The following is a 23536-nucleotide window of genomic DNA, read 5'->3' as shown; positions in this document are numbered from 1 at the left end:
TTTTAGGTTATTATGCAAACTAAACTCTTTAATTTTGAAATACAACGTAAAACTTTCCACTTATACAGCTTGATTATACCACTTTTTTATTTATTTTCATCTAAATTAGTTGTTACTACACTATTATTTCTACTTATAATATGTGTATTATATATAGATATTACAAGGCATTATAATTTATATGTTAAGAAATTTACAGATAAATTTCTTGGAAAGTTTATGAGACCTGAAGAACAGAGTGGTTTATTCAGACTAAGTGGTAGCAGTTTTATGGTAGTTGGATTTTTCTTAACTGCTCTTTTATTTTCAAAAGGTTTAGCGATTTCATCTTGGCTTATATTGATAATAGCTGATTGTCTTGCTGCACTAGTGGGTACAAAAATAGGTACGCCTCTAAAAAATGGCAAGTCATTGGAAGGTTCCATTGCCTTTCTAATTTCTGCAATTTTTATTAGCATATTAGTGTATTTTTTCATCGGCTATCACACTAGTTTTACTGTTATCATAATTAGTTCTATAGTTGCTACTATTAGTGAATTCTACTCAAAAGAGTTATCAATAAACGATAATTTATTAATACCTCTTAGCTACTGCTTCTCTACAATCATATTCACCTTTATTTTAAGTTTATGAGAATTCCATTAGAATTTTATGAACTTCTTAGAACTCGGATTAATTTATCAGATGTTGTTAGACAAAAAGTAGTCTTAACTAAGAAATCTGGAAATTACTTGGGACTATGTCCTTTCCATGTTGAAAAATCTCCATCATTCACTGTAAATGATGCCAAGAAGTTTTATTATTGCTTTGGCTGTGCTGTTCACGGGGATGTTATAAAGTTTGTTTCCAACTTTAGCGGTTTATCTTATAAGGAAGCAGCTATTAAACTTGCTAATGATTATGGCATTGAATTGCCTAAATTAACAGCAGCACAACAAAAACTCTATGAAGAATCGGATGAACTATTTGATATCTTAGAGATGGCTGAAAGATTTTTTACATCACAATTGTCACAAGAAGTATGTAGCTACTTACATGACCGCGGTATTAGTAAAGAAGCAATTAAGGAATTCTCTATCGGTTTTGCTCCTCCAGCTAAAGCACTACAGAAATTTTTTGAAAAAAAATCAATATCTTTGAAAAAACTTCAAAAAGCAGGCTTAGTGGGCAAGCGAGATGATGGTACAATATATGAAATATTTTATAATCGGATAATCTTTCCGATTAAAAATGTTTATAATAAAGTAGTTGGTTTTGGGGGGCGAGTGCTTGGTGATGGATTACCTAAATATTTAAATTCTCCGGAAACCATATTATTTCAAAAAAATGAAACATTATATGGGGAGAATAATGCAATTAGTGTTGCTTATAAGAAAAACCATTCAATTTTGGTTGAAGGGTACTTAGATGTTATTGCCTTGCACCAAGCTGGTTTTAAAGAAGCAATGGCAAGTCTTGGTACTTCGGTTACAGAGAATCACCTACAAAAATTATGGCGTGCCGGAGATGAAATAGTACTCTGTTTAGATGGTGATATAGCAGGAATAAAAGCCACCCATCGGGTAATTAATCTAGTACTACCTCTGATAAATGGCAATAAGAAAATTTCCTTTGTGATGTTACCTAGCGGAAGTGACCCTGATGATATTATAAATAAAGATGGAGCGGAAAGTTTCACACAAATTTTTGATAAAAGAATTAATCTATCTGAAATGATTTGGCGTTCCGAATATGAAGGTAAGACTTTCTCGACTCCAGAAGACAAAGCTATTTTGGAAAGGAATCTTGAAGATTATTGTAAACAAATAAAAGATAAGCTACTTAGCCATAATTACTATAGGTATTTTAAAGATCAAATATGGCAGAATTTAATTAAACGTCAAAGTAAAATAACTGTAAAAAATTCAAATGTAACATTGTCAACTCCGGATTATTCAGATATTGAGATGTTAGAACAAGTCTTTTGTATAATGTTAGTAAAGTGTCCAAAGATAATCAAAAAGCAAGAAATAAAGGATTTCTTATTAACGTTAAATTTCCAAAATAAAATGCTTGAAGCTTTTCGTGATTGGTATTTTGCAGAAATTATTAGCAACGATATATTAGATCAGGAAAATATTATTGCTTTGGCAGAAAAAACTGGATTTTATGACACTTTTTCAGTATTGTCAAAATCCAATAATCTATTTCTAGATTTGTCATTTAATCAGGATGATATCGATTCTGACTTACTTTGGCAATGGTTGCATAAAAAACATCACCTAGTACTATTAAAACAAGAATATAGCTCAATTATTCAAAATGGCTCAGACGAAGAGCTAAAAAAAGCTATATTATATCGAGAAGAAATTTTGAAAATCTCCAAAGAGATTTATAATCTAAACGAATCTTTTACTAATTGACCCAAGGTTTATAAATTATGACAGAAGCAAAAGAGAAAATAGATGTAAAAAGTACTGCAGTTGATAACCTAGTTAAAACAGCTAAAGAAAAAGGCACTGCAGTCACTTATTATGATCTAAATAAAGTCATTCCAATGACTAATAATATATCAGTAAAAGATCTAGAAAAGGTAATATCAAAGTTTTCTGAGGCTGGAGTTGATATTATAGAAGGTGATGATGACGAGATCAAACTTGATATTAATGTAGATGATGAATTTAAACTGTCTAATAATGTTGATCGTGAGCCTGAAGACGAAAGTGAAGAAGAAAACTTAGGTACAACCGATGATCCAGTAAGGTTATATTTACGAGATATGGGAGGAGTTGGACTTTTTTCTCGTGAGGCTGAAATAGAAGTAGCCCAAGATATTGAAGAAGGCAAAGAGATAATGGTTAAGTCACTTTGTGAAAATCCAATATCGATGAAATTCTTTATAAAATGGCATGAAGATTTAGTTAATGAAAAAATACTACTCCGAGATTTGATTGATCTAGAAGCTAATATGATTAACGGGGATGATAGTAATTCTGAAGAGAATCAAAATAATTATATAGAATCAGATCATGAAGAACATGAAGAAGCTAGTAATTTATCAATAGCTACTATTGAGTTACAGTTATTACCTAGTGTTGTCAAGCGTATGGAAAGAGTTTCTAGACTTTCTGAAGAGTTGTTAATTGAAGCAAAAAAACATTACACACGTTATCCTCAACCTAAGGGATTGCATGATAACAAAAAATATGCCAAGAATCTACAATTACTAATTATTGAAATTTCTAGTATCCATTTTCACTCTAAAAGGACAGAAGAAATTCTTAATAGAATATATAGTCTAAATAGAGAATTAGTAACTAAAGAAGGGAACTTCCTTAAATTAGCTGAAAAATATGGCATAAGTCGTCAGAACTTCCTAAATGAATATATGGGAGCAGTAATTGATGAAAACTGGAAAAGGCAAATGCAAAAAAACAAGCAATCTAATTGGAAGAATTTCCTTGCTAAAGAATCTGATGCTATTGATCAAATGATTAGTGAATTAAAAACCATGGAAATGACTATTGGTTTGCCAATTATTGAATTTAAAAAGTTAGTGCATACAATACAAAAGGGTGAAAGACAAGTCCTTAGGGCAAAAAAAGCTATGATAGAGGCTAATTTGCGTCTAGTTATCTCAATTGCTAAAAAATATGCAAATCGTGGATTACAGTTTTTAGATTTAATTCAGGAAGGAAATATTGGGTTAATGAAGGCTGTTGATAAATTTGACTATCGTAGGGGATATAAATTTTCCACTTATGCTACTTGGTGGATTAGGCAAGCTATTACTAGAGCTATAGCTGATCAAGCTAGAACCATACGTATTCCCGTGCATATGATTGAAACGATCAATAAAATTATTCGTACCTCTAGGCAAATGCTTAACGAGCTAGGTTATGAACCGACTCCGGCAGAAATTGCTGCTCGCCTTTCTATGCCAGTTGATAAAGTACGAAAAGTAATGAAAATAGCTAAAGAACCAATTAGCTTAGAAAATCCAATAGGCGATGATGATGGTAGTTATCTTGGAGACTTTATTGAAGACAAAAATGCTATATTACCGCTTGACGCAGCAATTCAATCTAACTTACGAGAGGTCACAACTAGAGTTTTAGCAACTCTTACTCCTCGTGAAGAAAGAGTTCTAAGGATGAGATTTGGTATAGGAATGAGTACCGATCATACACTAGAAGAAGTTGGACAACAATTCAACGTTACTAGGGAACGTATTAGGCAAATAGAGTCCAAAGCACTACGCAAATTGAAGCATCCGACTAGATCTAAAAAACTTAGTAGTTTTCGGGGTGGTTCTAGAAAGCAAAACAATTCTTCAGAATCTGCTTTTGGAGGCTGATTTTCTATAGGTTTTATTTTATGTGAATGTTGCAAATCGAATAATATATTCTATGCAATTCTCTCGTACATGTAGTTGTTGTTGGTTGTGAAAGAAATACCGGTTAAAAAAATATGTAGTTAAATTAAAAGATTGTTTTTTATCATTATTAGTAATTTGGCTATTAGTGGAGGTTAAGAATTGTGGTAAGATTAGAAGCCTGTCTTGATATGGTAATCCCTCTGATAAGCATACAGCTCTTCCAGATTTTGGCGAGACGTAAGATAGATTTTCCCTAGTACCTGTTACTGCACATTTATGCAAATCAAGACCATAACCTGATTCTTGAAGTATGGCTAATTCAAATTTAATATATTCCTCAAAAATAAAATTATTTGCTAGACTACTTAAATATTTTACAAAAATTGGAAAAAATTTATTGTGATTTTCTCTTTCATGAAATGCCATCTTAATAAGGCTAATAATTGAATTAAAAGCGTAAAGCTTAATTTTATTAGTTATTAAAAGACCAGCGTAAGATTTTATTAATTCGCATTTAGCCATTCCTAGATGCTCGTGTAATCTAGCTTGCCAAAAAAAATCAACAATATTACCTTGTTGATTTACAGAACCAAATTTTTTAGATGTTTCTCGTATTACACCGGAATATAAGCCATGATTCTCAGTAAAAACTGTAATAATAGCCGTATTTTCTTTTAGTGGTTTTTTGGCAATTATTATACCTATATCTTTAAAATTCATATTTAAACTTGTTTCAATCTCATATATCTATATGAGTGCGGATCATTTTCCCAAAGCTCACGTACTTTCACAAAAAGGAAAAGGTGAATTTTACAATCAAAAGCTAGCTGCATCTCTATTCTTGCCTTAGATCCTATTTCTTTAATTTTACAACCATTGTTTCCTAAAATAATAGTCTTATAAGAATTCTTTGAAACCACTATTACCTGATGAATTTTGATAGACTTATCATTATTCTCTTGCCACATTTCAGTTTGAACAGTTAAATTATAAGGTAATTCTTGGTGGAGATTCAAGAATAATTGTTCCCTAGTTATCTCAGCAGCTAAAAATCGCATAGGCAAATTAGTAACATCATCCTCTTCATACAACCAAGGCGATTCTTTAGCTTGGCTTTGTATATAATTGAGTAATTTATTGATATTTTTACCGGATAAAACGGACGTCTTCAATATATAATTATCTATGAACTGAGATTTTAGAGTATTTTCTATTTCTTCTAGATATTCAGAAGGGCTATCAATCTTGTTTAACAAAAAGATTAAATTTATTTTAAGAGTTTGCAACTTTTTAAGTATTTGTAACGTAAATTGATCAATAGGTTTCGTACTATCTATTATCAATAAAACTAAATCTACGCCATGTAAACTTGACCATGCACACCGTACCATTGCTTTTTCCAGCTGTTTCTTTGGCTCGAATATACCTGGCGTATCTAATATTATCAGCTGCGTATCTTTTATGGTAACTATTCCAGTTATAATGGAGCGAGTCGTTTGAACTTTATTCGTTACTATGGAGATTTTTTGTCCAATAAGTTTGTTTAATAATGATGATTTACCAGCATTTGGTTTGCCGATTATACATAAAGATATTGTCTTCTGAGGCATACAATTCACCAGCTCAAAATAACCTGAATTTGATATATAGAGGGAACATCGAAACCATTAAATCAATAGACCTCTTTCGAAACTCTACTTCTGCTGGTGATTTGTACGTCGATGCGGTACTCGAATCCTCACGTACATTAGAGTACGCTGCGGTTCTGCGTTCCGCGTCTCCTTCAAATCCCTCAGCATAAGCGAGTTTCGAAAGAGGTCTAATGTCTTACGTCGAACTCAGGTTAAAATAGTTCATTAATTTACGAGCAGCAACTTTTTCTGCTTCTTTAACTGAATGACCAGTACCAGTTTGTTGGTAGGCTTCCATTTTTACTAATACAGTGAAGATAGATGCGTGTGGTGATCCTTCTCTTTTTATCACTTCATACACGGGTCTTTCAATTCCCTTTCTTTGTGCTAATTCCTGAAGAGTAGTTTTAGGGTCATAATCAGCTAAATCAGTAATAGATATAAACTCATACCACAAATTATATACTATTTTTTGGGTTGTATCAATGTTACTATCAAGATAAATGGCAGCAATTAATGCTTCCATAGTATTCTCAATATTATTAGGATTTTGCCTTCCCCCTAATACTTCCTCGCCATGGGTCATAATAATATAGTCTGACAAATTGATTTTTGCAGCTACTTTGCAAAGTGATTCTTTACAGACTAGATATGCTCTAATTTTTGCTAATTTCCCCTCATCATAAGTAGAGAAATTTTTAAATAAAATTTCAGTAATGATAAAATTAATTATTGCATCACCAAGTAATTCTAAACGTTCATAGTTTTTTTGAATTCCATGCTTTAGTACATGTTGCTTAAGAGAAGGATGACTTAACGCTTCAAGTAAAAGAGATTTATTATTAAAATTATATCCTATATCTTGTTCAAGCTTTTCCGGAGCAGAAAGAGCTGATTCTTTACTTGTTATCATTTTGTATTTTATCTGTATAAAGGGACGTAAATATTCTGTTAAATCTAATAGATGCCAGCCAAGTACCAACACGGAGTATTTGATTAATTATCCCAATATCACTTTGCCATAATTCTTCTTTTGTAGAAAAAATAATAAATTGTCCTTTGGCAATAAAGTTTTTAAACGGTACAAATCCTAGATATATCCTACTATCATTCGATTCATCTCTGTTATCTCCAAGAAAGAAATACTTACCTTCAGGTACATAAAAGCTTTCCGTATTACCATATTTATTTACTAATGAATGATTATTTTGTTTTAATTTATAAGAAAAATAACTTACACCATTAGGTAACATTTCCTTATATTTTATATAATTTTTTCCTTCTTCACTTGTATATGTACCAATTTCAGTGCGTTCTATAGCTTTATCATTTATATACACTACATCATTGATTAATTGTACTTTATCGCCAGGTAGGCCAATTAGTCTTTTTATAAATCGAATATCCATATTATTTGGTGGGCGAAAAACTATTATATCTCCTCTTTGTGGCTGTGCCGCCCATATTCTTCCATTCAAAATATTAGGACTAAACGGAAAAGAGTAATTACTATATCCATAAGAATATTTTGTTGAAAAAATATAATCATTCTCCAGCACGGTCGCTTTCATTGAACCTGTTGGCACAAAAAAAAGTTCCATGACAAAAAATCTTATCATCAGTGCCAAAAATATTGTAAAGATAAAAGACGTATATTCTTTAATTTGTGTTTTTTTGTTGGTAACCGCAGTTGTTGTTTGCATAATTATTATTTAATAACGAACTAAATTCAGCCTACAATACCTTATTACTATGTTTAAATCCAGCAATTTTTGAATCGCCCCTAGTTCATGTATAGATCTACCCATATAATGCAAGAAAAAAAATAACGTCAATAGCAAAAAAGCAAATGCAGCCATGTATCCGGCTTATAGCAAAGTGAATTTTATTAATATTTTCAATAATACAGATAAAATTTACTCTACAACCCTGATGGAATTCGCTGGCTTACAAACTATACTTATCAACTTGTCGCCTTCAAAGAGCCATTGGATAAATCAGTTTTTTTGTAAGCTAAGGTTGTCTTATTTACCATCATTATCATTTTCTTTCGCATATTCTAGGTTAGAATCTCTTAATATTCTGTTTACCTCTACAATGTTATTTCATTACATCAGTTGGTTAGTTAACCTGAGTTCGATATAAGTGTAGAAGGATTATATAAAGATATAAGGGTTGAGGTGTAGTGGGAAGTGAATTAAAGTTACTAATTTTAACTGACAATTAAAGAGGTAACTATGTTGGCTTCCCTAGAGGAAATATTCTGTTCAATTGATGATTTTTGTAAGTATTTTGATAAAAATAATCAAAATTATTTTTTAGCAAATTCAGGCAAGAAAAGAAATAAGCCCTGTAGCATGAGTTTAAGGCAAGAGCATACTAAAAAAGTATTAGGGGAATTGCACAGTTGCCAATATAATTAGATTTACGCTAATAATTTATACAAGGATCAATGACTATTTTTTTGACAATCATTATTGTTCTAATGATAGGATGTGCCGCACTGCTTTCAGCTACTGAAACGGCCATCACCGCGTCTTCTCCGGGGAAAATACAAAAGTTTAAGGCAAAAGCTATTAAACGTAACACTGTATTACAAGTTCTCAAGAATAAAGAAAAAGTAATTGGCACATTATTGATTGGTAATACTCTGCTTAATACTGTTTGCACTACCATTGCTACCAGTATATTTATCGATTGGCTAGGTGATAGTGGCACTGTCGTAGCTTCAGCAGTGATGGCTTTCGTGATAATTGTTTTCGGCGAGATAATACCTAAAGCTATTGCTGTAGCAAAAGCAGAACAGTTAGCATTATTCACTTCTCCAGCAATTATATTTTTCCTAAAGCTTTTGAAACCAATTAATTCTATTTTTGAAGTTATAGTTAAGCTGTTCTGTTTTATTTTCTGTATTAATCTACAACAAAATATCTCGGGAGCAGAAGAAGTCAGAGGAGTTATTGAACATTATCATCAAGAAGGTAATGTTTATAAATCTGACCGTGACATGTTAGGGGGTATATTAGATATTAGGAAAATGACAGTATCTGAAATTATGATACATAGAAGTAACATAGTAGCCATTAATATAGATTTGCCTAAAGAGGAGATAGTGAGGCGAGCATTATTATCTAGCCCCCATACAAGAATACCATTATGGAAGGACACTCAGGACAACATAATTGGCGTACTTCACATGAGAGATCTACTCCGGGCTCTTTATGAAAAGAATAACGATGCAAAAAAAATTAATATCAAAGAATTAGTAAATCAGCCTTGGTTTATACCTGATAATGCTTTGGTAACTCATCAACTTCATGCTTTTAGAGAAAGAAAAAGCCATTTTGCCTGTGTTGTTGACGAATATGGTGATCTACAAGGTATTATTACTCTAGAAGATATTCTAGAAGAGATCGTTGGTCCTATTATCGATGAGCATGATTATCCTATTAACACAATTGTAAAAAAATCTGATGTGGAGTTTATTATTGATGGATCTGTAACCATAAGAGATGTAAATAGAGAATTAAATTGGAGTCTACCTGATGATGACGCAAATACCATAGCTGGCTTAATTATCCATAAACTTGAGTGTATTCCCAATCAAGGAGAATCTATCAAGATATTTAATTTAAGTATCACTATTAACAAAAAAATAGGTAACAGACTTGATAGCATAAAAGTCATTATTCTACCAAATAAAGAATCTGAAAGTGATAAGTAGTCTTGGCAATTATTTACAAATATCTGCAATTTTATTCAGCATACTAACAGTTGTTAGTTCTTTATATTTATATCGTTCTGCTACTTTTTTTTTCTACCTTAGTTTCCTGTCAACATTATTATCTTTCTTGCTATTAGTATATGGATTTATCATATCAGATTTTTCTGTGCAGAATGTCTTTCTGAATTCTAGTACATTAAAACCTCTTGGATTTAAAATTGCTGCTAGCTGGGCGAGTCATGAGGGATCTATCCTATTATGGCTATGTTTATTACAAACTATAGGTGTTATTTATATTGCACTATTCAATAGCCGTCCAATTCAAGTCTATCACACAATTATACTAGCACTAATACAAATCTTGTTCGGTAGTTTCATTTATTTTACCTCTAACCCATTTGACAGCCTATCCTTCCGTCCCGCCCAGGGGCTCGGCTTAAACCCCATGCTGCAAGATATTGCACTAATAATACATCCACCTATATTATATTTAGGTTACGTCTGTTACGTCGTACCTTTCACATCTGCTTGCGTAATCCTGCTTACGTCTAGTTTAGACTTTGTTAATCTCAGAGCAATTAAAATATTTACCAATCTAGGAATGCTATTTTCAACCTTAGGAATAGCCTTAGGATCATGGTGGGCTTATAGAGAACTTGGCTGGGGTGGTTTTTGGTTTTTTGATCCAGTAGAAAATATTTCCCTGCTACCATGGCTGTCGGCTATCGTTCTACATCACTCAATCTTGGTAACGATAAAATCTGGGCAAATGAAAAATTGGACGATAACCTTATCAATCATCACTTTTTTATTGGTAGTATTTAGTACGTTTTTGGTACGCTCAGGGCTAATCACCTCAATCCATTCTTTTGCCTCATCACCTGAGCGAGCAATTTACATGTTGGTAATATTTGCTATTATTGCTATATCAAGTTTAGTTTTACTATTAGTAAAAGGACAAAATATCACTCAACCCGATCCAGCAGGATTAGACAAACATAAATTTAAGTACAAACTTATTATTTGGGGTAGTATATTTTTCTTAACAGCCCTAGTAATATTACTATGTGCCACCATTTACCCCATAGTTTATTCTTTATTATACCAAGAATCTATTACCATTAGTGAAAGATTTTTTATCAATAATTTTATAATCTTCATTATTCCAATAGTTCTACTAGTTGGCATTGCTCAAACAAATCATATAGCTAACCCGACTAACTCACAGACGTCATTGCGAGGAGAGCTAATGTCGACGAAGCAATCCAGAAAAGTAATTAGAAATGGATTGCTTCGTAGGCTTATGCATCCTCGCAATGACGTCTGTTTACTATTTATTTCTTTTGCAATAACTGTTATTAGCTCATACCAAATTCAGTATGGTTTTATTTCAGCATGTGCCGTGACATCTTCTCTTTTTCTAATAATACAAAATTGTTATTATATATTAGCAAAAAGCAATTTTTTTAGAACCAAACTAAAAGCTAATATTGCTATGATCTTAGGGCATTTAGGCTTTGGCTTACTTGTTTTAACTATTACTCTTAATTCATTATTACAAAGTGAAGTAGATTTTATAGGAAAAGTTGGAGACAAGGTAACAGCTGGTGGGTTTGAAGTTACCTTAAAAGATATGAGAGTATCCTCAGCCCAAAATTATTATCGGCAAATTGCTGAATTTTGGATTGAGGATCAACAAAATAATATCACCATCTTAAAGCCTGAGAATAGATTATATATAATAGAAAAACAACTATCCCAAGAAAGTAATATATATTCTTATTTAACTTATGATCTTTACGCAGTATTAAGTAAAATTGACGATGATGTAATTCACGCAAAAATATATTACAAACCGATGATGAGTCTTATTTGGCTATCTATTGTGCTTACAGCTGGAGGATTCTTAATTGGATTATTGAAAAAATGACAGTTTTCTTCTTAATAAGGCATGGTGAAACCAATTTAGCATTAAACGAAAGGTATAAACTAAAAGGGGCAAGTAGAGATTTACCTTGTTTGACAGAAAATGGCACAAGAGAAGCTAACGAAGTATCTAAAGACTATAGATTAAAAAAAGCAGAAATAATTTTATCTTCTCCTTATACTAGGGCATATCGTCACGAGATTATAGTTGAATAATTTGTGAAGTTGGTTATACTAATTATAGTAATAGGGATAAGAGTTATGGGGCTAGCACATAGAAGACATGATATAAATGATGAACTTTGGAATAAGATACAAAGGCATTTGCCTGGCAGGGAAGGTTGTTGGGGAGGGGTTGCAAAAGATAATAGAACCTTTGTAAATGCAGTAATGTGGATATTTAGGATAGGAGCTCCTTGGAGAGATTTGCCACCTGATTATGGGAATTGGAAGAATGTACACAGAAGATTCTGTAGATGGTGCGATAATGGAGTATGGGAGCATGTACTAAATATTTTTATAAATGCTCCTGATTTCGAATGGTTAATGATAGATTCAACATTTGTAAAAGTTCATAAAGCAGGACTTGGGGCAAAAGGCGGGAATCAAACGATTAGCCGTACAAAAGGGGGCTCAATACAAAGATACATATGGCCGTGGATGCACATGGTATGCCGGTCAGAATTATTGTTACAGAAGGTTCCAGAAACGATTGTACTCAAGCTTGTGAATTAATCCAAAATATAGAGGCAGAGTACCTTATAGCAGATAAAGCTTATGACACAAATAGCATCGTAGAATTTGCTGAACAAGCAAATATAATTCCTGTAATACCATCAAAAAGAAACAGAAAGAAGATTCAAAGAGAGATAGATAAGGATTTATATAAGTTAAGGCACATTATTGAAAATACATTTCAAAAATTTAAAGAATGGTGTGGTATAGCAACAAGATATGCTAAAAATACAAAATCATACATGGCAGGCCTTTGTCTAAGGGGATTACTAATGTGGGCTAAAATCTCGTGACGATATACCCTAGAACTAAGACAAGAAATACATAGTGCATTAAATTTATTACAGTTATCAATGGTGTACATTAATACTTTAATGTTACAACAGATATTAGTTGAATCATCTTGGCTGGAAAGGATGAGTAATGAGGACAAAAGAGCAATTTCTTCACTAATTAGTGAACATATTAACCCATATGGTAGTTTTAGTTTAGATCTAAATAAGCGTTTAGCAATTAATGTTGACCAAACTCTTTTTACACAAGAGGCAGCATAACTATGAATAAAAGAACCCCTCCAAGGAAAAAAGCTTTGCAATTAGCTAAATACCTAAGATCTGAATCTCCGGATTATGGCTATTTACGTACTGTATTTATGTATTTAAGGCAAGAATTAGAAGTGGTTGTTACTGTGCAACCTAAAAAATTACCATATGTTCCAAATGAAGAAGAAATACAAAAGTACTATGATGTAATATGGAAAAGTAAGAATATACAAGACATTATAATTATAAAAGTGTTAATATATACAGGTATAAGAGTAAGTGAACTGGTAAGACTCAAAAAACCAGATGTTAACGTGGATGGATGCCAAATTAAAATTATTGCTGGAAAAGGAAAAAAAGATAGAATAGTACCTTTTCCAAGAAGTTTTCGGGAAACATTAGCGATGTATATCACTAGTACCTCAGAGAATAAGACTTCTTACCTATTTGAGTCAAGTTGGAAAAAGCCCTATTCTGATAGAGGAATTAGAAAAATATAGTAATTTAGCAGGTATGCAACAAAACATTTCTCCACACAAATTACATCATTTTTTGTTTACTTGGCTTAAAAAAAGAGGGATAGATGATGCACTTATTCAACCATACTCTGGCCATGAAACCCGCCAGTCTTTAGAGATTTATTTAAAATTATCGTTATCGGAAGCCCAAAAAATATATGAAGAAAATATAAAAAATTTCCCTGTTTAAACTCCTTAACTTTGCCGCTCCTTGCATGATCTTTAGTATTGGGCCATATGGGAGCATGTACTAAATATTTTTATAAATGCTCCTGATTTCGAATAGTTAATGATAGATTCTACATTTGTAAAAACTCATAAAGCAGGGTTTGGAGCGAAAGGCGGAAATCAAACGATTAGCCGTACAAAGGGGGGTTCAATACAAAGATACATATGGCCGTGGATGTGCATGGTATGCCGGTCAGAATTATTGTTACAGAAGGTTCCAGAAACGATTGTACTCAAGCTTGTGAATTAACCCAAAATATAGAGGCACAACACATTATAGCGGATAAAGCTTACGATACAAATCTCATAGTAGAATCTATCGAGAAAGCAAACATAATTCCTGTAATACCATCAAAAAGAAACAGGAAGATTTAAAGAGAGATAGATAAGGATATATATAAGCTAAGGCACATTATTAAAAATACATTTCAAACATTTAAAGAATGGCGTGGTATAGCAACAAGATATGCTAAAAACACAAAATCATACATGGCGGGTCTTTGTCTAAGGGGATTACTTATGTGGGCTAAAATCTCGTGACGATATACCCTAGAGTACTTTAAACTGCTGCAATTATATCAAAAAATATTAATCTAGATATTATTGTTGAATTTGATTTAAGAGAATGGCAACCGAATTTAAATTTTATGATAAAAAATCAATACGAATTAAAAAGTACAATTGAGGATTATAAAAAAAATAAGGGGGTATATCCAGCTGGTATTAGTAAAAGATGGGTATCAAAAGAGTTATTAAGTAATAGAGCAAATAATGTATTAAGAAGGTATTTAGATTATAAATACGTAATAGTTGTAACTCATAAACAAGTAATAAAAACTTGGATAAACACTATCAAAATAGATCATTGCTTTATTAATGAGTTAAATATGGTTTAAGTTAATAAAAGAAGTGTTGCTAACTTTCATAGCAACTTTGAGAAAATAAATCAATTTACAGTTAAATTATTGTTGACTATTTGCTATATTTAGTATATGATTGATTTGGAATAAAAAAGCAGTTTTATGAAAACTACCTTACCTAGTCGTTCACTAGTGATTAAAGAAAAGCTAGATAATATTGTTAAAGAAATCCTATATGTAGGCAAATCAAAAATAGCAATGATTATCTTATTTGGCTCTTATGCTAGAGGAGATTGGGTAGAGGATATAGAGAAGGTAGGGGATATTAGTTATTATAAGTATCAAAGTGATTTTGATCTTTTGTTGATTTTAAAGAACGGAGAATATGCCGGCTATCCAGCTATAAACCTACAATATAAGATAGAGAACAGGCTAGGTAAAAAATTCTCATTAGATGAAAAACCACCAATTATTCTGATACTTGAAGCTATTAAACTGGTAAATAGGCAACTGGAAAAAGGTCAGTATTTCTTTAGTGATATCAAGAAAGAGGGAATTCTTTTATATGATAGTGGTGAATTTATACTATCTGAAGCTAAGGAACTATCATGGCAGGAACGTAGACCAATAGCTGAGAAAGATTTTAAATATTGGTTTAGGAAAGGTATAGAATGCATAATTGACGTCCATAATATCTTACAAAGAAATAATTTTAATAAGTGTGCTTTTGAACTCCATCAAGCTACCGAGAGCTTTTATAATGCTATCCTGTTAGTTTTTACTGGTTACAAGGCTAAGTCACATGATATACTAGGACTTGGCGATAGGGCTAGAAGTCATCATTACGATCTCTATAAGATATTTCCACATGAGACTCCTGAGCAAGAAGAGTGCTTTACGTTACTGCGAAATGCTTATGTTGATGCAAGATATGATCAAGATTATACAATTAGTAAAGAACAATTACTTTACCTTATTAACCGGGTAGAGGAATTAAAGATAGTGACTGAAAAGATATGTCTAGAAAGGATTAATAAAGAAGAATTAATGTAATTATTTTTCCTGAGGTATTTTTTCAATAAAAACTTTATCAAATTAGGAATATATCATAGTACCCTACATTTTTTTATAATCGTCATCGCGAGGCATCTTTAGATGCCGTGGCGATCTAGGTAAACAGCGAAGCTGTTTTTTTCTAGTACGCTTCGTGTATCCTAGATTGCCGCGTCGCCGCTTTCAGCGACTCCTCGCAATGACGCTCGGAAAGCCTCTTAACAACAGTGGCATAAAAAATGTAGGGTACTATGGGAATATATACTCAAATGATCCTACGAATTGGATTTGAAAATGAATGGTGAGCAAGCGTTATAGTATGTGAACATGCGAATCCATGATATTTTTAAAAAACAATTCTTCAAAGCAGAAGAATATACTCTCATTTGCTAAATAAATAGAATGTAAGCATAGTAATTGAGGTTAAAATAATGGAACTTTTTAATTTAACAGGCAAGACAGCTTTAATTACAGGAGCTAGTAGTGGTCTTGGAGAACAATTCGCACGCCTTCTTTCTAGCCAAGGGGTACGAGTCATATTAGCTAGTAGAAGACTAGATAAACTGCAAACTTTATCCTCTGAGCTTAACAATGCTGTTGCCTTGGAAATGGATGTAGCAGATAAAACCTCCGTTCAAAGAGCCTTTGATAGACTGGAACAATAAAGAGAACTCATAAATATTTGTATTAATAATGCCGGAATTGCAAAACTCACACCAGTCTTTGAGTTAGATGAACTGGATGACTTCGAGTCTGTCATAAAAACTAATGTAATAGGAGTTTGGTACGTTAGCAAAATGGTTGCCAATCATATGAAAAACCATGACATCCACAGAACTATTATTAATATTGCTAGTGTCAATGGAGCAAATCGTTTACGTGAAAATATCGCTGGCTACTGTGCCTCTAAAGCATCTGTGATTCAAATGACAAAGGCATTAGTAGGAGAGCTGGCAACTGCACATATTCGAATTAATTGTATTATACCTGGCATATTTCATACACCGCTTACAGATTACAAATTAAGTACAGAGAAACAACGTAAAGAATTAGAGGAACTTATACCACTACATTTTGTAGCAGAACCTACTGACCTTGATGGTGCAATTTTATACCTTGCCTCAAACAAAGCATCTAGGTATGTCACAGGTTCATGTATTACTGTTGATGGTGGGGTATTTCGTGGGGAGGCAAATAACTCCACTTACGTCAATTAACCTGAATTCGATGTAACAAGTTACATCGAATTCAGTATTATATATAGAAACAATCAGGTTTGAAGCGGCTGCCCACCTGATTGTTAAAATATAATACTCCATTCAATATGTGATTTTAACAATTAAAATCACATATTGAATGATGAAAAAAGTTAAAATGCATCCGCGTCAGCTGCTTCAAGAGTACATTTTTCCTTATAACAAAGCAAGTATCGATATAAGAATAATTATTCTTAATTGACTAAGCAGAATTTTAAGAATCTACGATTACTCAATGAAAATCAAGAATTGCTAGGAATTACCAAGTCGAGGTGCTAGGCGTACATTTAGTCATATCTTTACCCACATCTTTTAAAAGCGGCATACTTATTAGGCTTTAAAAATACATCTTTGATATTAAAACCTGATATGTATAACCTATTTAAAAAGATGTGGGTAAAGATATGACATTTAGTACGTGACTACCTACGATCCCTGAAAACGACAACACAATTCTTGATTTTCATCGAGTATATAGCTGCTCGACTTTGCTACTGCCTAGCCTGAATATTGCATGATGACAGCAATTTTCTGTCGTGTAGACCTTATACTAAAAGGTATGCAGGTCGATTATCTAAAAATACACTTTGTAAATTTATATTTTTTATAAAATTACTGTACTTCCTGATATTATCAATACTTTGTGGGTATTATGATAATTGATTGTACAATATTCAGGCTAGCTCTTCTTGAAGTTCTACCTGAGTATATAAATAGTTTAGTCTAATGACTAATATTACCAACACTCATTGATAGGCTGGCTGAAACGAATTTCTCTAAATCTCCGTCAAGTATCCCCTTAGTATCAGAAGTTTCATGGTTGGTACGTAAATCCTTAACCATCTGATAAGGTTGTAATACATAAGATCTTATCTGATGTCCCCAACCATTTTCAGTCTTGGATGCATTTTGTTCATTAATATCATCGGTACGTTTTTTTAACTCCGACTCATAAAGCCTTGCTTTAAGCATTTTCATAGCTTGTGCTTTATTTTTATGCTGCGATCTATCATTTTGGCACTGGGTTACGATATTAGTTGGTAAGTGGGTAATCCTTACTGCAGAATCGGTAGTGTTTACATGTTGCCCCCCAGCCCCGGAAGACCTATAAGTATCAATTCTAAGATCTTTTTCATCTATTGTAATGGAAATATCATCGTCAATTTCTGGATATACCCAACTGCTAGCAAAACTAGTCATCCTTTTACCTGCGGCATTAAAAGGTGATATCCTAACTAGCCTATGCACACCAGATTCTGTTCTAAACCAACCATATGCTTGGTAGCCATTAATTTTGATAGTACATGATTTTATTCCAGCTTCTTCGCCATTAATAAGATGAATAACTTCGCTTTTAAAACCCAGCCTTTCTGCAAAGCGTAAATACATACGCATCATAATTGATGCCCAGTCGTGGCTTTCTGTTCCTCCAGCTCCGGCGTTGATTTCTAGAAAGCAATTATTACTGTCAAATTCTCCAGAAAATAAACATTCAGTCTCAAATTTTCCGGCAATAATAGATAGTTTCCCTAAATCTTCTTGAACTTGCTGCAAAACTTGTTGATCATTTTCAGTAAATGCCAAATCCTCAAGTTCTAAACATTCCGTAAAATTAGACTGAAGTTGTTTAAACGAGTTAAGCTTGATATCTAGAAGTCTTTTTTCTTTTAGAATACTCGAGGCCTTCTCTTGATTATTCCACAGATCCGGATCTTCTGATATATTTTCTAGCTCTAGAAGCCTTTTGCTTGCGTTATCGAAATCAAAGAGACCTCCTGAGCAGCTCTAAAGACTGTTCGATTTTTTTTACATAATGTTCAATTTCAGCACGCATTATTAATTTTCCTACTATAAAATGGAATTTTATTATATAAAGATAAAACTTCTTTCTAATTTTAACATTATACCAAATATACCATGAATAATCAAAACTTTATCAGAAATTTTTCAATCATTGCTCATATTGATCATGGTAAGTCTACTCTAGCAGATAGATTAATTGAATATTGTGGGGGGTTGGCAGCTCGGGAAATGAGTCATCAGGTACTTGACTCAATGGACATAGAAAAAGAACGTGGTATCACTATCAAAGCACAGACTGTTAGATTAACTTACACAGCAAGAAATGGTAATACCTACTATCTAAACCTAATGGATACTCCTGGTCATGTGGATTTCTCTTATGAGGTGAGTAGATCGTTAGCTGCTTGTGAAGGTTCTTTGTTAGTAGTGGATAGTAGCCAAGGTGTTGAGGCACAAACTCTAGCAAATGTTTATCAAGCGATCGATAATAATCATGAAATTATTCCAGTACTAAATAAAATTGATCTACCAGCTGCTGATCCTGATAAAGTTAAGCAACAGATAGAGGACGTAATTGGCATAGATGCAAGCGATGCATTATTGATTTCTGCAAAAAGTGGTATAGGAATAGAGGAGGTACTGGAAGCAATTGTTAATAGGCTGCCATGTCCAAAAACTAATCAAACAGATATTTTAAAGGCATTATTAGTTGATAGCTGGTACGATTCTTACCTAGGGGTAGTAATTTTAGTTAGAGTTATCGATGGAGTTTTACGCAAGAATATGCGTATTAAAATGATGGCTACCAATTCTACTTATAATGTTGACAATGTTGGGTATTTTACTCCTAGAAAACATATATCAGATATTTTATACCCAGGAGAAATAGGCTTCTTTACTGCTTCAATAAAACAAGTTGCTGATTGTAAAGTTGGGGACACAATAACTGACGAGAAAAGACCTTGTCAGGAATCTCTGCCTGGTTTTAAGCCGCATTTACCGGTAGTGTTTTGTGGTTTATATCCTTCAGATGCTTCGCAATTTGAGCATTTAAAAGATTCTTTAGCTAAATTAAAACTTAACGATGCTAGCTTTGAATTTGAAGCAGAGAGTTCAACAGCCTTAGGTTTTGGCTTTCGCTGTGGATTTTTAGGGTTACTACATCTTGAAATAGTACAAGAAAGATTGGAACGCGAATTTGACCTTGATATGATCACCACCGCTCCTAGTGTGATTTATAAGATTAATATGCGTGATGGAAATCAATTAGAAATACATAATCCAGCTGATTTGCCACCTGTGCAAAATATCGACTCAATGTTAGAGCCTTGGGTTAAGGCAACAATATTAGTACCAGATGAGTTTTTAGGTAATGTGTTATCTTTATGTACCGATAAAAGAGGGGTGCAGATTGAATTAACTTATGTAGCCGGTAGAGCTATGGTAATTTACCGATTACCGTTAAATGAGATAGTATTTGATTTTTATGATAAGTTAAAAAGTTATACAAAAGGCTATGCTAGCTTTGATTGGGAAATAGATGTTTATCAGGAAAGTGATTTAGTAAAATTATCTATTTTGGTTAATAGTGAGCCAGTTGATGCTTTATCTACTATAGTACATCGTTCAAGGTCAGAATATCGAGGTCGAGAATTGTGTAAACGCCTTAGTGATCTAATCCCAAGGCAATTATTTCAAATTGCTATTCAAGCTGCTATTGGTAGTAGAATAATTGCTAGAGAAACTGTCAAAGCAATGCGTAAAGATGTCTTATCTAAATGCTACGGCGGTGATATAACTCGTAAGCGTAAATTACTGGAAAAACAAAAAGCTGGCAAAAAACGTATGCGTAATATTGGTAATGTTGAGATACCTCAATCTGCTTTTATAGCTGCTCTTAAAATAGGAGATGAGTGATATCACGCGACTTATCTTCGAGATGGATAGGATCAAAATTGTGCCATAAAACGAGGTTAGTATGCGGTGTATGGGATAGAAAATTAAATTTTCTTTACGGACTACATTTTATCATTTTGCAGATTTTGTCATTTGGGGCATTGTTAGATCAAATAAATTGAATAAATGTTGCTGAAGAGCCGTTAATTTTGATAATCTTGCTACTTTACAACCTTTGATAGTGTAATATAAAAAACATATTTTTCCAACTCTCTTAATGCTTCCTCAATGGTCACATTATATTTACCATCCTTAGTTACTCCACGACCCTGTTTCAACTTATTTTTCATATAGGATACTGGACTGAAAAATCAAGACAAAAAAATAATAATGTTGTTTCCCATTTTTGCATTTTTCAAGCTGCAATTTGTTCATAATTTTGTATAGAATTTAGATAGATATTCATAGGCTTTTTATAACCAATACTTGAATGGAATCTTCTATAATTATAGTGATTGATGTAATCATCAATACCACTCTTTAGCTCTTTAACATCTTTAAAATCATTAATAAATATACAATTATATTTTAAAGTTCGGAAAAATCTCTCCATAATTATATTATCAATACTTCTTCCTTTACTATTCATCGAAACTTTAATGTTATGCTCTTGTAAAATTTCAATGTGTTCATGACTAGTATATTGACTGCCCTGATCACTATTAAATATCTGCGGTGCAGGATATTTGTTAAGTGCATCATGCAATACTTCAGTTACCAAACTTACATCCATACTATTTGACAATTTATAACTCAACACAGCTCTACTATGCCAATCTATAATTGCCGCCATGTACATAAATCCCGAATTAGTTCTAACATAAGTGATATCTCTGCTCCAAACCTCGTTAGCGTTAGGTACATCTACAGTTTTACTTGTACCTAGATTAGACCAATATTTATCAAGCAAATAACTATAAATTTTATGCTGTTTATCTTTTCCAGATGTTAACTTTTTCCTCTTTGGATAAATAGCCTCTATGCCAATCATGTTCATATATTTTAGAACCCGATCCTTACCAATAACCAAGCCATCTTCTAATAATTGTCTATGGATATAACGATAACCAAATTCAGGATAATCAGTATATATTTCATCTATTTTATTTAAAATATTTAAGTTATACCCACTAAATGGTTTTGCTTTATAGTACATTGAAGAACGATTAATCTTTAATAATTCATATTGCCTTGTCTTTGGTAACATTGCTAGCTTGGAATCGACAAGTTCTTTTCTATTTGATAAGTCCAAGCTTTGTAGCTTTCCCACAGCCCAATCTCTCTCTACTATTGTTTTTCCAAGAGTTTTCGCTAATTCATCATTTTGTTCTTTCAGCATATTAATTTGTTCCTGATATTTACTTACCAGTTTTGCTGGTTCAAAAGCCAATGCTGCATTTGATATAAATTATTTTTTCCAATTACTAATTGTCTTGGAGTTTATCTCATATTTTGATGCTATCACTGATAATGGACTCTCTTCTTTCAGCACTTCTAATACTATCCTAGTTTTTTCTTCAGCACTAAAAACTCTTACTTTTTCTTTTGTCATTTTTTCTCCTAATTTTTTCTTATTATTTTATCTTAATTAGGAAACTTTTAACTCTATTTTTTTGTCCATTTTCTTCAGTCCATTATATCTTTCGAAACTCTACTTCTGCTGGTGATTTGTACGTCGATGCGGTACTCGAATCCTTAACGGAATTAGAGTACGCTGCGGTTCTGCGTTCCGCGTCTCCTTCAAATCCCTCAGCATAAGCGAGTTTCGAAAGAGGTCTATTGCTTTTCCTTAAAAAAATCGACCTTACTTCGAGTAATCCCGTCTTCATACTGCTAAAATTCGATTCTACTTCATGTAAATTATGGTAAGCTTTATCAACTAATTCTTTACTCATCAGTTTAATTTCAATTTGTGTTTCAATCGCATAACAACCATCAAGAGCAAATAACTCTTTTTTCTTATCTTGATCAATTTCAACCACTATTTGGTTGCCGTCTAATTTTAGGTTGATAAATTTATCTATCCGCCATTCTTCAGCAATTTTTTGAATATTATTTAAACTAGTTTTTGGCTTTGCTTTCTTATGCGTTGATACATATATATTACGTTCTTCCACCTTGCTAACTAGTTTTTCAATTCGGTTATTCCTATCAAACTCAACTTTTTGGGCTATAGAACCATTTTTTCTTAAAATATATCTTTTACCATTACTAGTTATTTCGCATAGCTGTTCTTCAAAAAAACTATATTGCAAAACTCCGCTTTTCTCTAAGCTTTCAATCTCAACTTTACTTAAGGTTGTAATATAATTTGAGTTCGATATAAGTGTAGAAGGATTATATAAAGATATAAGGGTTGCAGTGTAGTGGGAAGTGAATTAAAGTTACTAAGAGTTCTAAAAGCTTATTTTCCAAAGGTAGTGAGTTATAATAGATTTGTTGAGTTAATGGAAAGTAGTTTGATGCCCTTTACTATTTTTTTACATGGCATTACCGGTAAAGAAACAGGAATATATTTTGCAGATTCAACAACACTAGATGTTTGTCATATAAAAAGAGAAAAAAGGCACAAGGTCTTTAAGGGCATAGCAACAAAAGGCAAAAACTCAATGGGATGTTTTTTGGCTTAAAACTTTACTTGATAATTAATAATGAAGGTGAGTTAATGGCTTGTAAAATGACATCTGCAAATGTTGATGATCGTTTTCCTGTAGCAAAGTTAATGAAAGAATTGCAAGGTTGGCTATTTGTTGATAAGGGATATTTAGGATGACCTATTATTAAGCAGATTAAAAAGCAAGTCGTTGTTTTCTGAAATAATTTATAAGGGCGGTTTTTAAAGCTGCTACATGCTTAGGATGTAGACAATTCCGGTTAATTATTCTTTGAATCATTATTTATCATATATAGCCCTCTATTAATTTGAAATATAAAGGAAATTATAACT

The 23536-nt window shown here is 32.5% G+C and carries 22 protein-coding genes and 3 pseudogenes; 16 read left to right on the top strand and 9 right to left on the bottom strand.

The genetic code is table 11. The annotated features are described in order from the left end of the window. Positions 1–12 precede the first annotated feature (12 nt). Genes AAHM86_RS01685 through rpoD form a run of 3 tightly spaced genes read left to right on the top strand, consistent with a single transcriptional unit; the run spans position 13 to position 4336 of the window. On the top strand, positions 13–633 hold the full coding sequence (locus AAHM86_RS01685) for a diacylglycerol/polyprenol kinase family protein (RefSeq protein WP_341752167.1): 621 nt from the start codon (positions 13–15) through the stop codon (positions 631–633). Further along, positions 630–2402, top strand: coding sequence for a DNA primase (gene dnaG, locus AAHM86_RS01680; RefSeq protein WP_342268053.1), 1773 nt, complete (start codon positions 630–632; stop codon positions 2400–2402). The genes AAHM86_RS01685 and dnaG overlap by 4 nt, the downstream gene beginning before the upstream one ends. A 17-nt stretch (positions 2403–2419) precedes the next feature. Continuing rightward, a complete protein-coding gene (rpoD, locus tag AAHM86_RS01675; protein WP_342268052.1) occupies positions 2420–4336 on the top strand; it encodes an RNA polymerase sigma factor RpoD in 1917 nt (638 codons plus the stop codon). Between the two features lie 18 nt (positions 4337–4354). Here rpoD and recO read toward each other — a convergent pair whose 3' ends face one another. The 4 genes from recO to lepB all read right to left on the bottom strand — a co-directional run bounded on the left by recO (position 4355) and on the right by lepB (position 7691). After that, complete coding sequence (recO, locus tag AAHM86_RS01670; RefSeq protein WP_342268051.1) at positions 4355–5077, bottom strand: DNA repair protein RecO; 723 nt, start codon at positions 5075–5077, stop codon at positions 4355–4357. Between the two features lie 2 nt (positions 5078–5079). Beyond that, positions 5080–5967 carry a GTPase Era gene (era, locus tag AAHM86_RS01665; RefSeq protein ID WP_342268050.1) on the bottom strand — a complete coding sequence of 296 codons (888 nt, stop codon included), beginning with the start codon at positions 5965–5967 and terminating at the stop codon, positions 5080–5082. Positions 5968–6184: 217 nt separating this feature from the next. Next, complete coding sequence (gene rnc, locus AAHM86_RS01655; protein ID WP_342268049.1) at positions 6185–6901, bottom strand: ribonuclease III; 717 nt, start codon at positions 6899–6901, stop codon at positions 6185–6187. Then, positions 6888–7691 (bottom strand): signal peptidase I, encoded by an 804-nt coding sequence (gene lepB, locus AAHM86_RS01650; protein WP_342268048.1) that lies wholly within the window; start codon positions 7689–7691, stop codon positions 6888–6890. Before lepB ends, rnc begins: the two co-directional genes overlap by 14 nt. Positions 7692–8225: 534 nt before the next feature. Here lepB and AAHM86_RS01645 point away from each other — a divergent pair. The 11 genes and pseudogenes from AAHM86_RS01645 (at position 8226) to AAHM86_RS01595 (ending at position 16791) form a co-directional block, all read left to right on the top strand. Further along, positions 8226–8411: a hypothetical protein gene (locus AAHM86_RS01645; RefSeq protein WP_342268047.1), complete on the top strand. Its 186-nt coding sequence runs from the start codon at positions 8226–8228 to the stop codon at positions 8409–8411. A 29-nt stretch (positions 8412–8440) separates the two neighbouring features. Continuing rightward, on the top strand, positions 8441–9712 hold the full coding sequence (locus AAHM86_RS01640) for an HlyC/CorC family transporter (RefSeq protein ID WP_342268046.1): 1272 nt from the start codon (positions 8441–8443) through the stop codon (positions 9710–9712). Beyond that, entirely contained in the window at positions 9705–11642 is a 1938-nt protein-coding gene (locus AAHM86_RS01635; protein WP_410521569.1) for a heme lyase CcmF/NrfE family subunit, read from the top strand. The genes AAHM86_RS01640 and AAHM86_RS01635 overlap by 8 nt, the downstream gene beginning before the upstream one ends. Then, positions 11639–11854, top strand: a complete 216-nt coding sequence (locus tag AAHM86_RS01630; RefSeq protein ID WP_342268045.1) for a histidine phosphatase family protein — start codon at positions 11639–11641, stop codon at positions 11852–11854. Before AAHM86_RS01635 ends, AAHM86_RS01630 begins: the two co-directional genes overlap by 4 nt. Before the next feature lie 45 nt (positions 11855–11899). Then, positions 11900–12666, top strand: a protein-coding gene (locus AAHM86_RS01625; protein ID WP_342268347.1) for an IS5 family transposase whose coding sequence is annotated in 2 segments (ribosomal slippage) — positions 11900–12257 and positions 12257–12666 — 768 coding nt in all. Because the reading frame shifts where the segments join, the coding sequence is not laid out codon by codon here. Between the two features lie 27 nt (positions 12667–12693). Further along, positions 12694–12927: a Tn3 family transposase gene (locus tag AAHM86_RS01620; RefSeq protein WP_342268346.1), complete on the top strand. Its 234-nt coding sequence runs from the start codon at positions 12694–12696 to the stop codon at positions 12925–12927. Positions 12928–12929: 2 nt separating this feature from the next. Continuing rightward, positions 12930–13623, top strand: a pseudogene (locus AAHM86_RS01615) (tyrosine-type recombinase/integrase). 197 nt (positions 13624–13820) lie between these two features. Further along, entirely contained in the window at positions 13821–14036 is a 216-nt protein-coding gene (locus AAHM86_RS01610) for a transposase (protein WP_342268345.1), read from the top strand. A 272-nt stretch (positions 14037–14308) separates the two neighbouring features. After that, positions 14309–14557 (top strand): hypothetical protein, encoded by a 249-nt coding sequence (locus tag AAHM86_RS01605; RefSeq protein ID WP_342268044.1) that lies wholly within the window; start codon positions 14309–14311, stop codon positions 14555–14557. 126 nt (positions 14558–14683) lie between these two features. After that, positions 14684–15574 (top strand): HEPN domain-containing protein, encoded by an 891-nt coding sequence (locus AAHM86_RS01600; protein WP_342268043.1) that lies wholly within the window; start codon positions 14684–14686, stop codon positions 15572–15574. A 431-nt stretch (positions 15575–16005) separates the two neighbouring features. Continuing rightward, a pseudogene (locus AAHM86_RS01595) lies at positions 16006–16791 on the top strand (SDR family NAD(P)-dependent oxidoreductase). A 762-nt stretch (positions 16792–17553) separates the two neighbouring features. On the opposite strand, the gene prfB reads toward AAHM86_RS01595, so the two are convergent. Beyond that, positions 17554–18664 (bottom strand): peptide chain release factor 2 gene (gene prfB, locus AAHM86_RS01590; protein ID WP_342268042.1). Its coding sequence is split into 2 segments (ribosomal slippage): positions 17554–18594 and positions 18596–18664, totalling 1110 coding nucleotides; the frame shifts between segments, so codons are not numbered across the junction. A gap of 83 nt (positions 18665–18747) precedes the next feature. On the opposite strand from prfB, the gene lepA reads away from it, so the two are divergent. Beyond that, the gene (gene lepA, locus AAHM86_RS01585; protein ID WP_342268041.1) at positions 18748–20550 is read left to right on the top strand and encodes a translation elongation factor 4; all 1803 of its coding nucleotides are present in this window, start codon (positions 18748–18750) and stop codon (positions 20548–20550) included. Positions 20551–20750: 200 nt separating this feature from the next. Here the strand turns inward: lepA and AAHM86_RS01580 are convergent, their stop codons facing one another. From AAHM86_RS01580 to AAHM86_RS01565, 4 genes are all read right to left on the bottom strand, one after another. After that, complete coding sequence (locus tag AAHM86_RS01580) at positions 20751–20879, bottom strand: hypothetical protein (RefSeq protein WP_342268040.1); 129 nt, start codon at positions 20877–20879, stop codon at positions 20751–20753. Between the two features lie 65 nt (positions 20880–20944). Next, entirely contained in the window at positions 20945–21979 is a 1035-nt protein-coding gene (locus AAHM86_RS01575) for an IS3 family transposase (protein WP_342268039.1), read from the bottom strand. Positions 21980–21997: 18 nt separating this feature from the next. After that, positions 21998–22141, bottom strand: a complete 144-nt coding sequence (locus tag AAHM86_RS01570; RefSeq protein WP_342267695.1) for a transposase — start codon at positions 22139–22141, stop codon at positions 21998–22000. A gap of 82 nt (positions 22142–22223) precedes the next feature. After that, positions 22224–22844, bottom strand: coding sequence for a palindromic element RPE1 domain-containing protein (locus AAHM86_RS01565; protein ID WP_342268038.1), 621 nt, complete (start codon positions 22842–22844; stop codon positions 22224–22226). A 192-nt stretch (positions 22845–23036) separates the two neighbouring features. Here AAHM86_RS01565 and AAHM86_RS07155 point away from each other — a divergent pair. Beyond that, positions 23037–23362, top strand: a pseudogene (locus tag AAHM86_RS07155) (transposase). Positions 23363–23536 lie beyond the last annotated feature (174 nt).

It is taken from the genome of Candidatus Tisiphia endosymbiont of Empis tessellata (genome assembly GCF_964031035.1).
Taxonomy (GTDB): Bacteria; Pseudomonadota; Alphaproteobacteria; order Rickettsiales; family Rickettsiaceae; genus Tisiphia.
This window is presented reverse-complemented; position numbering and strand designations above follow the sequence as displayed.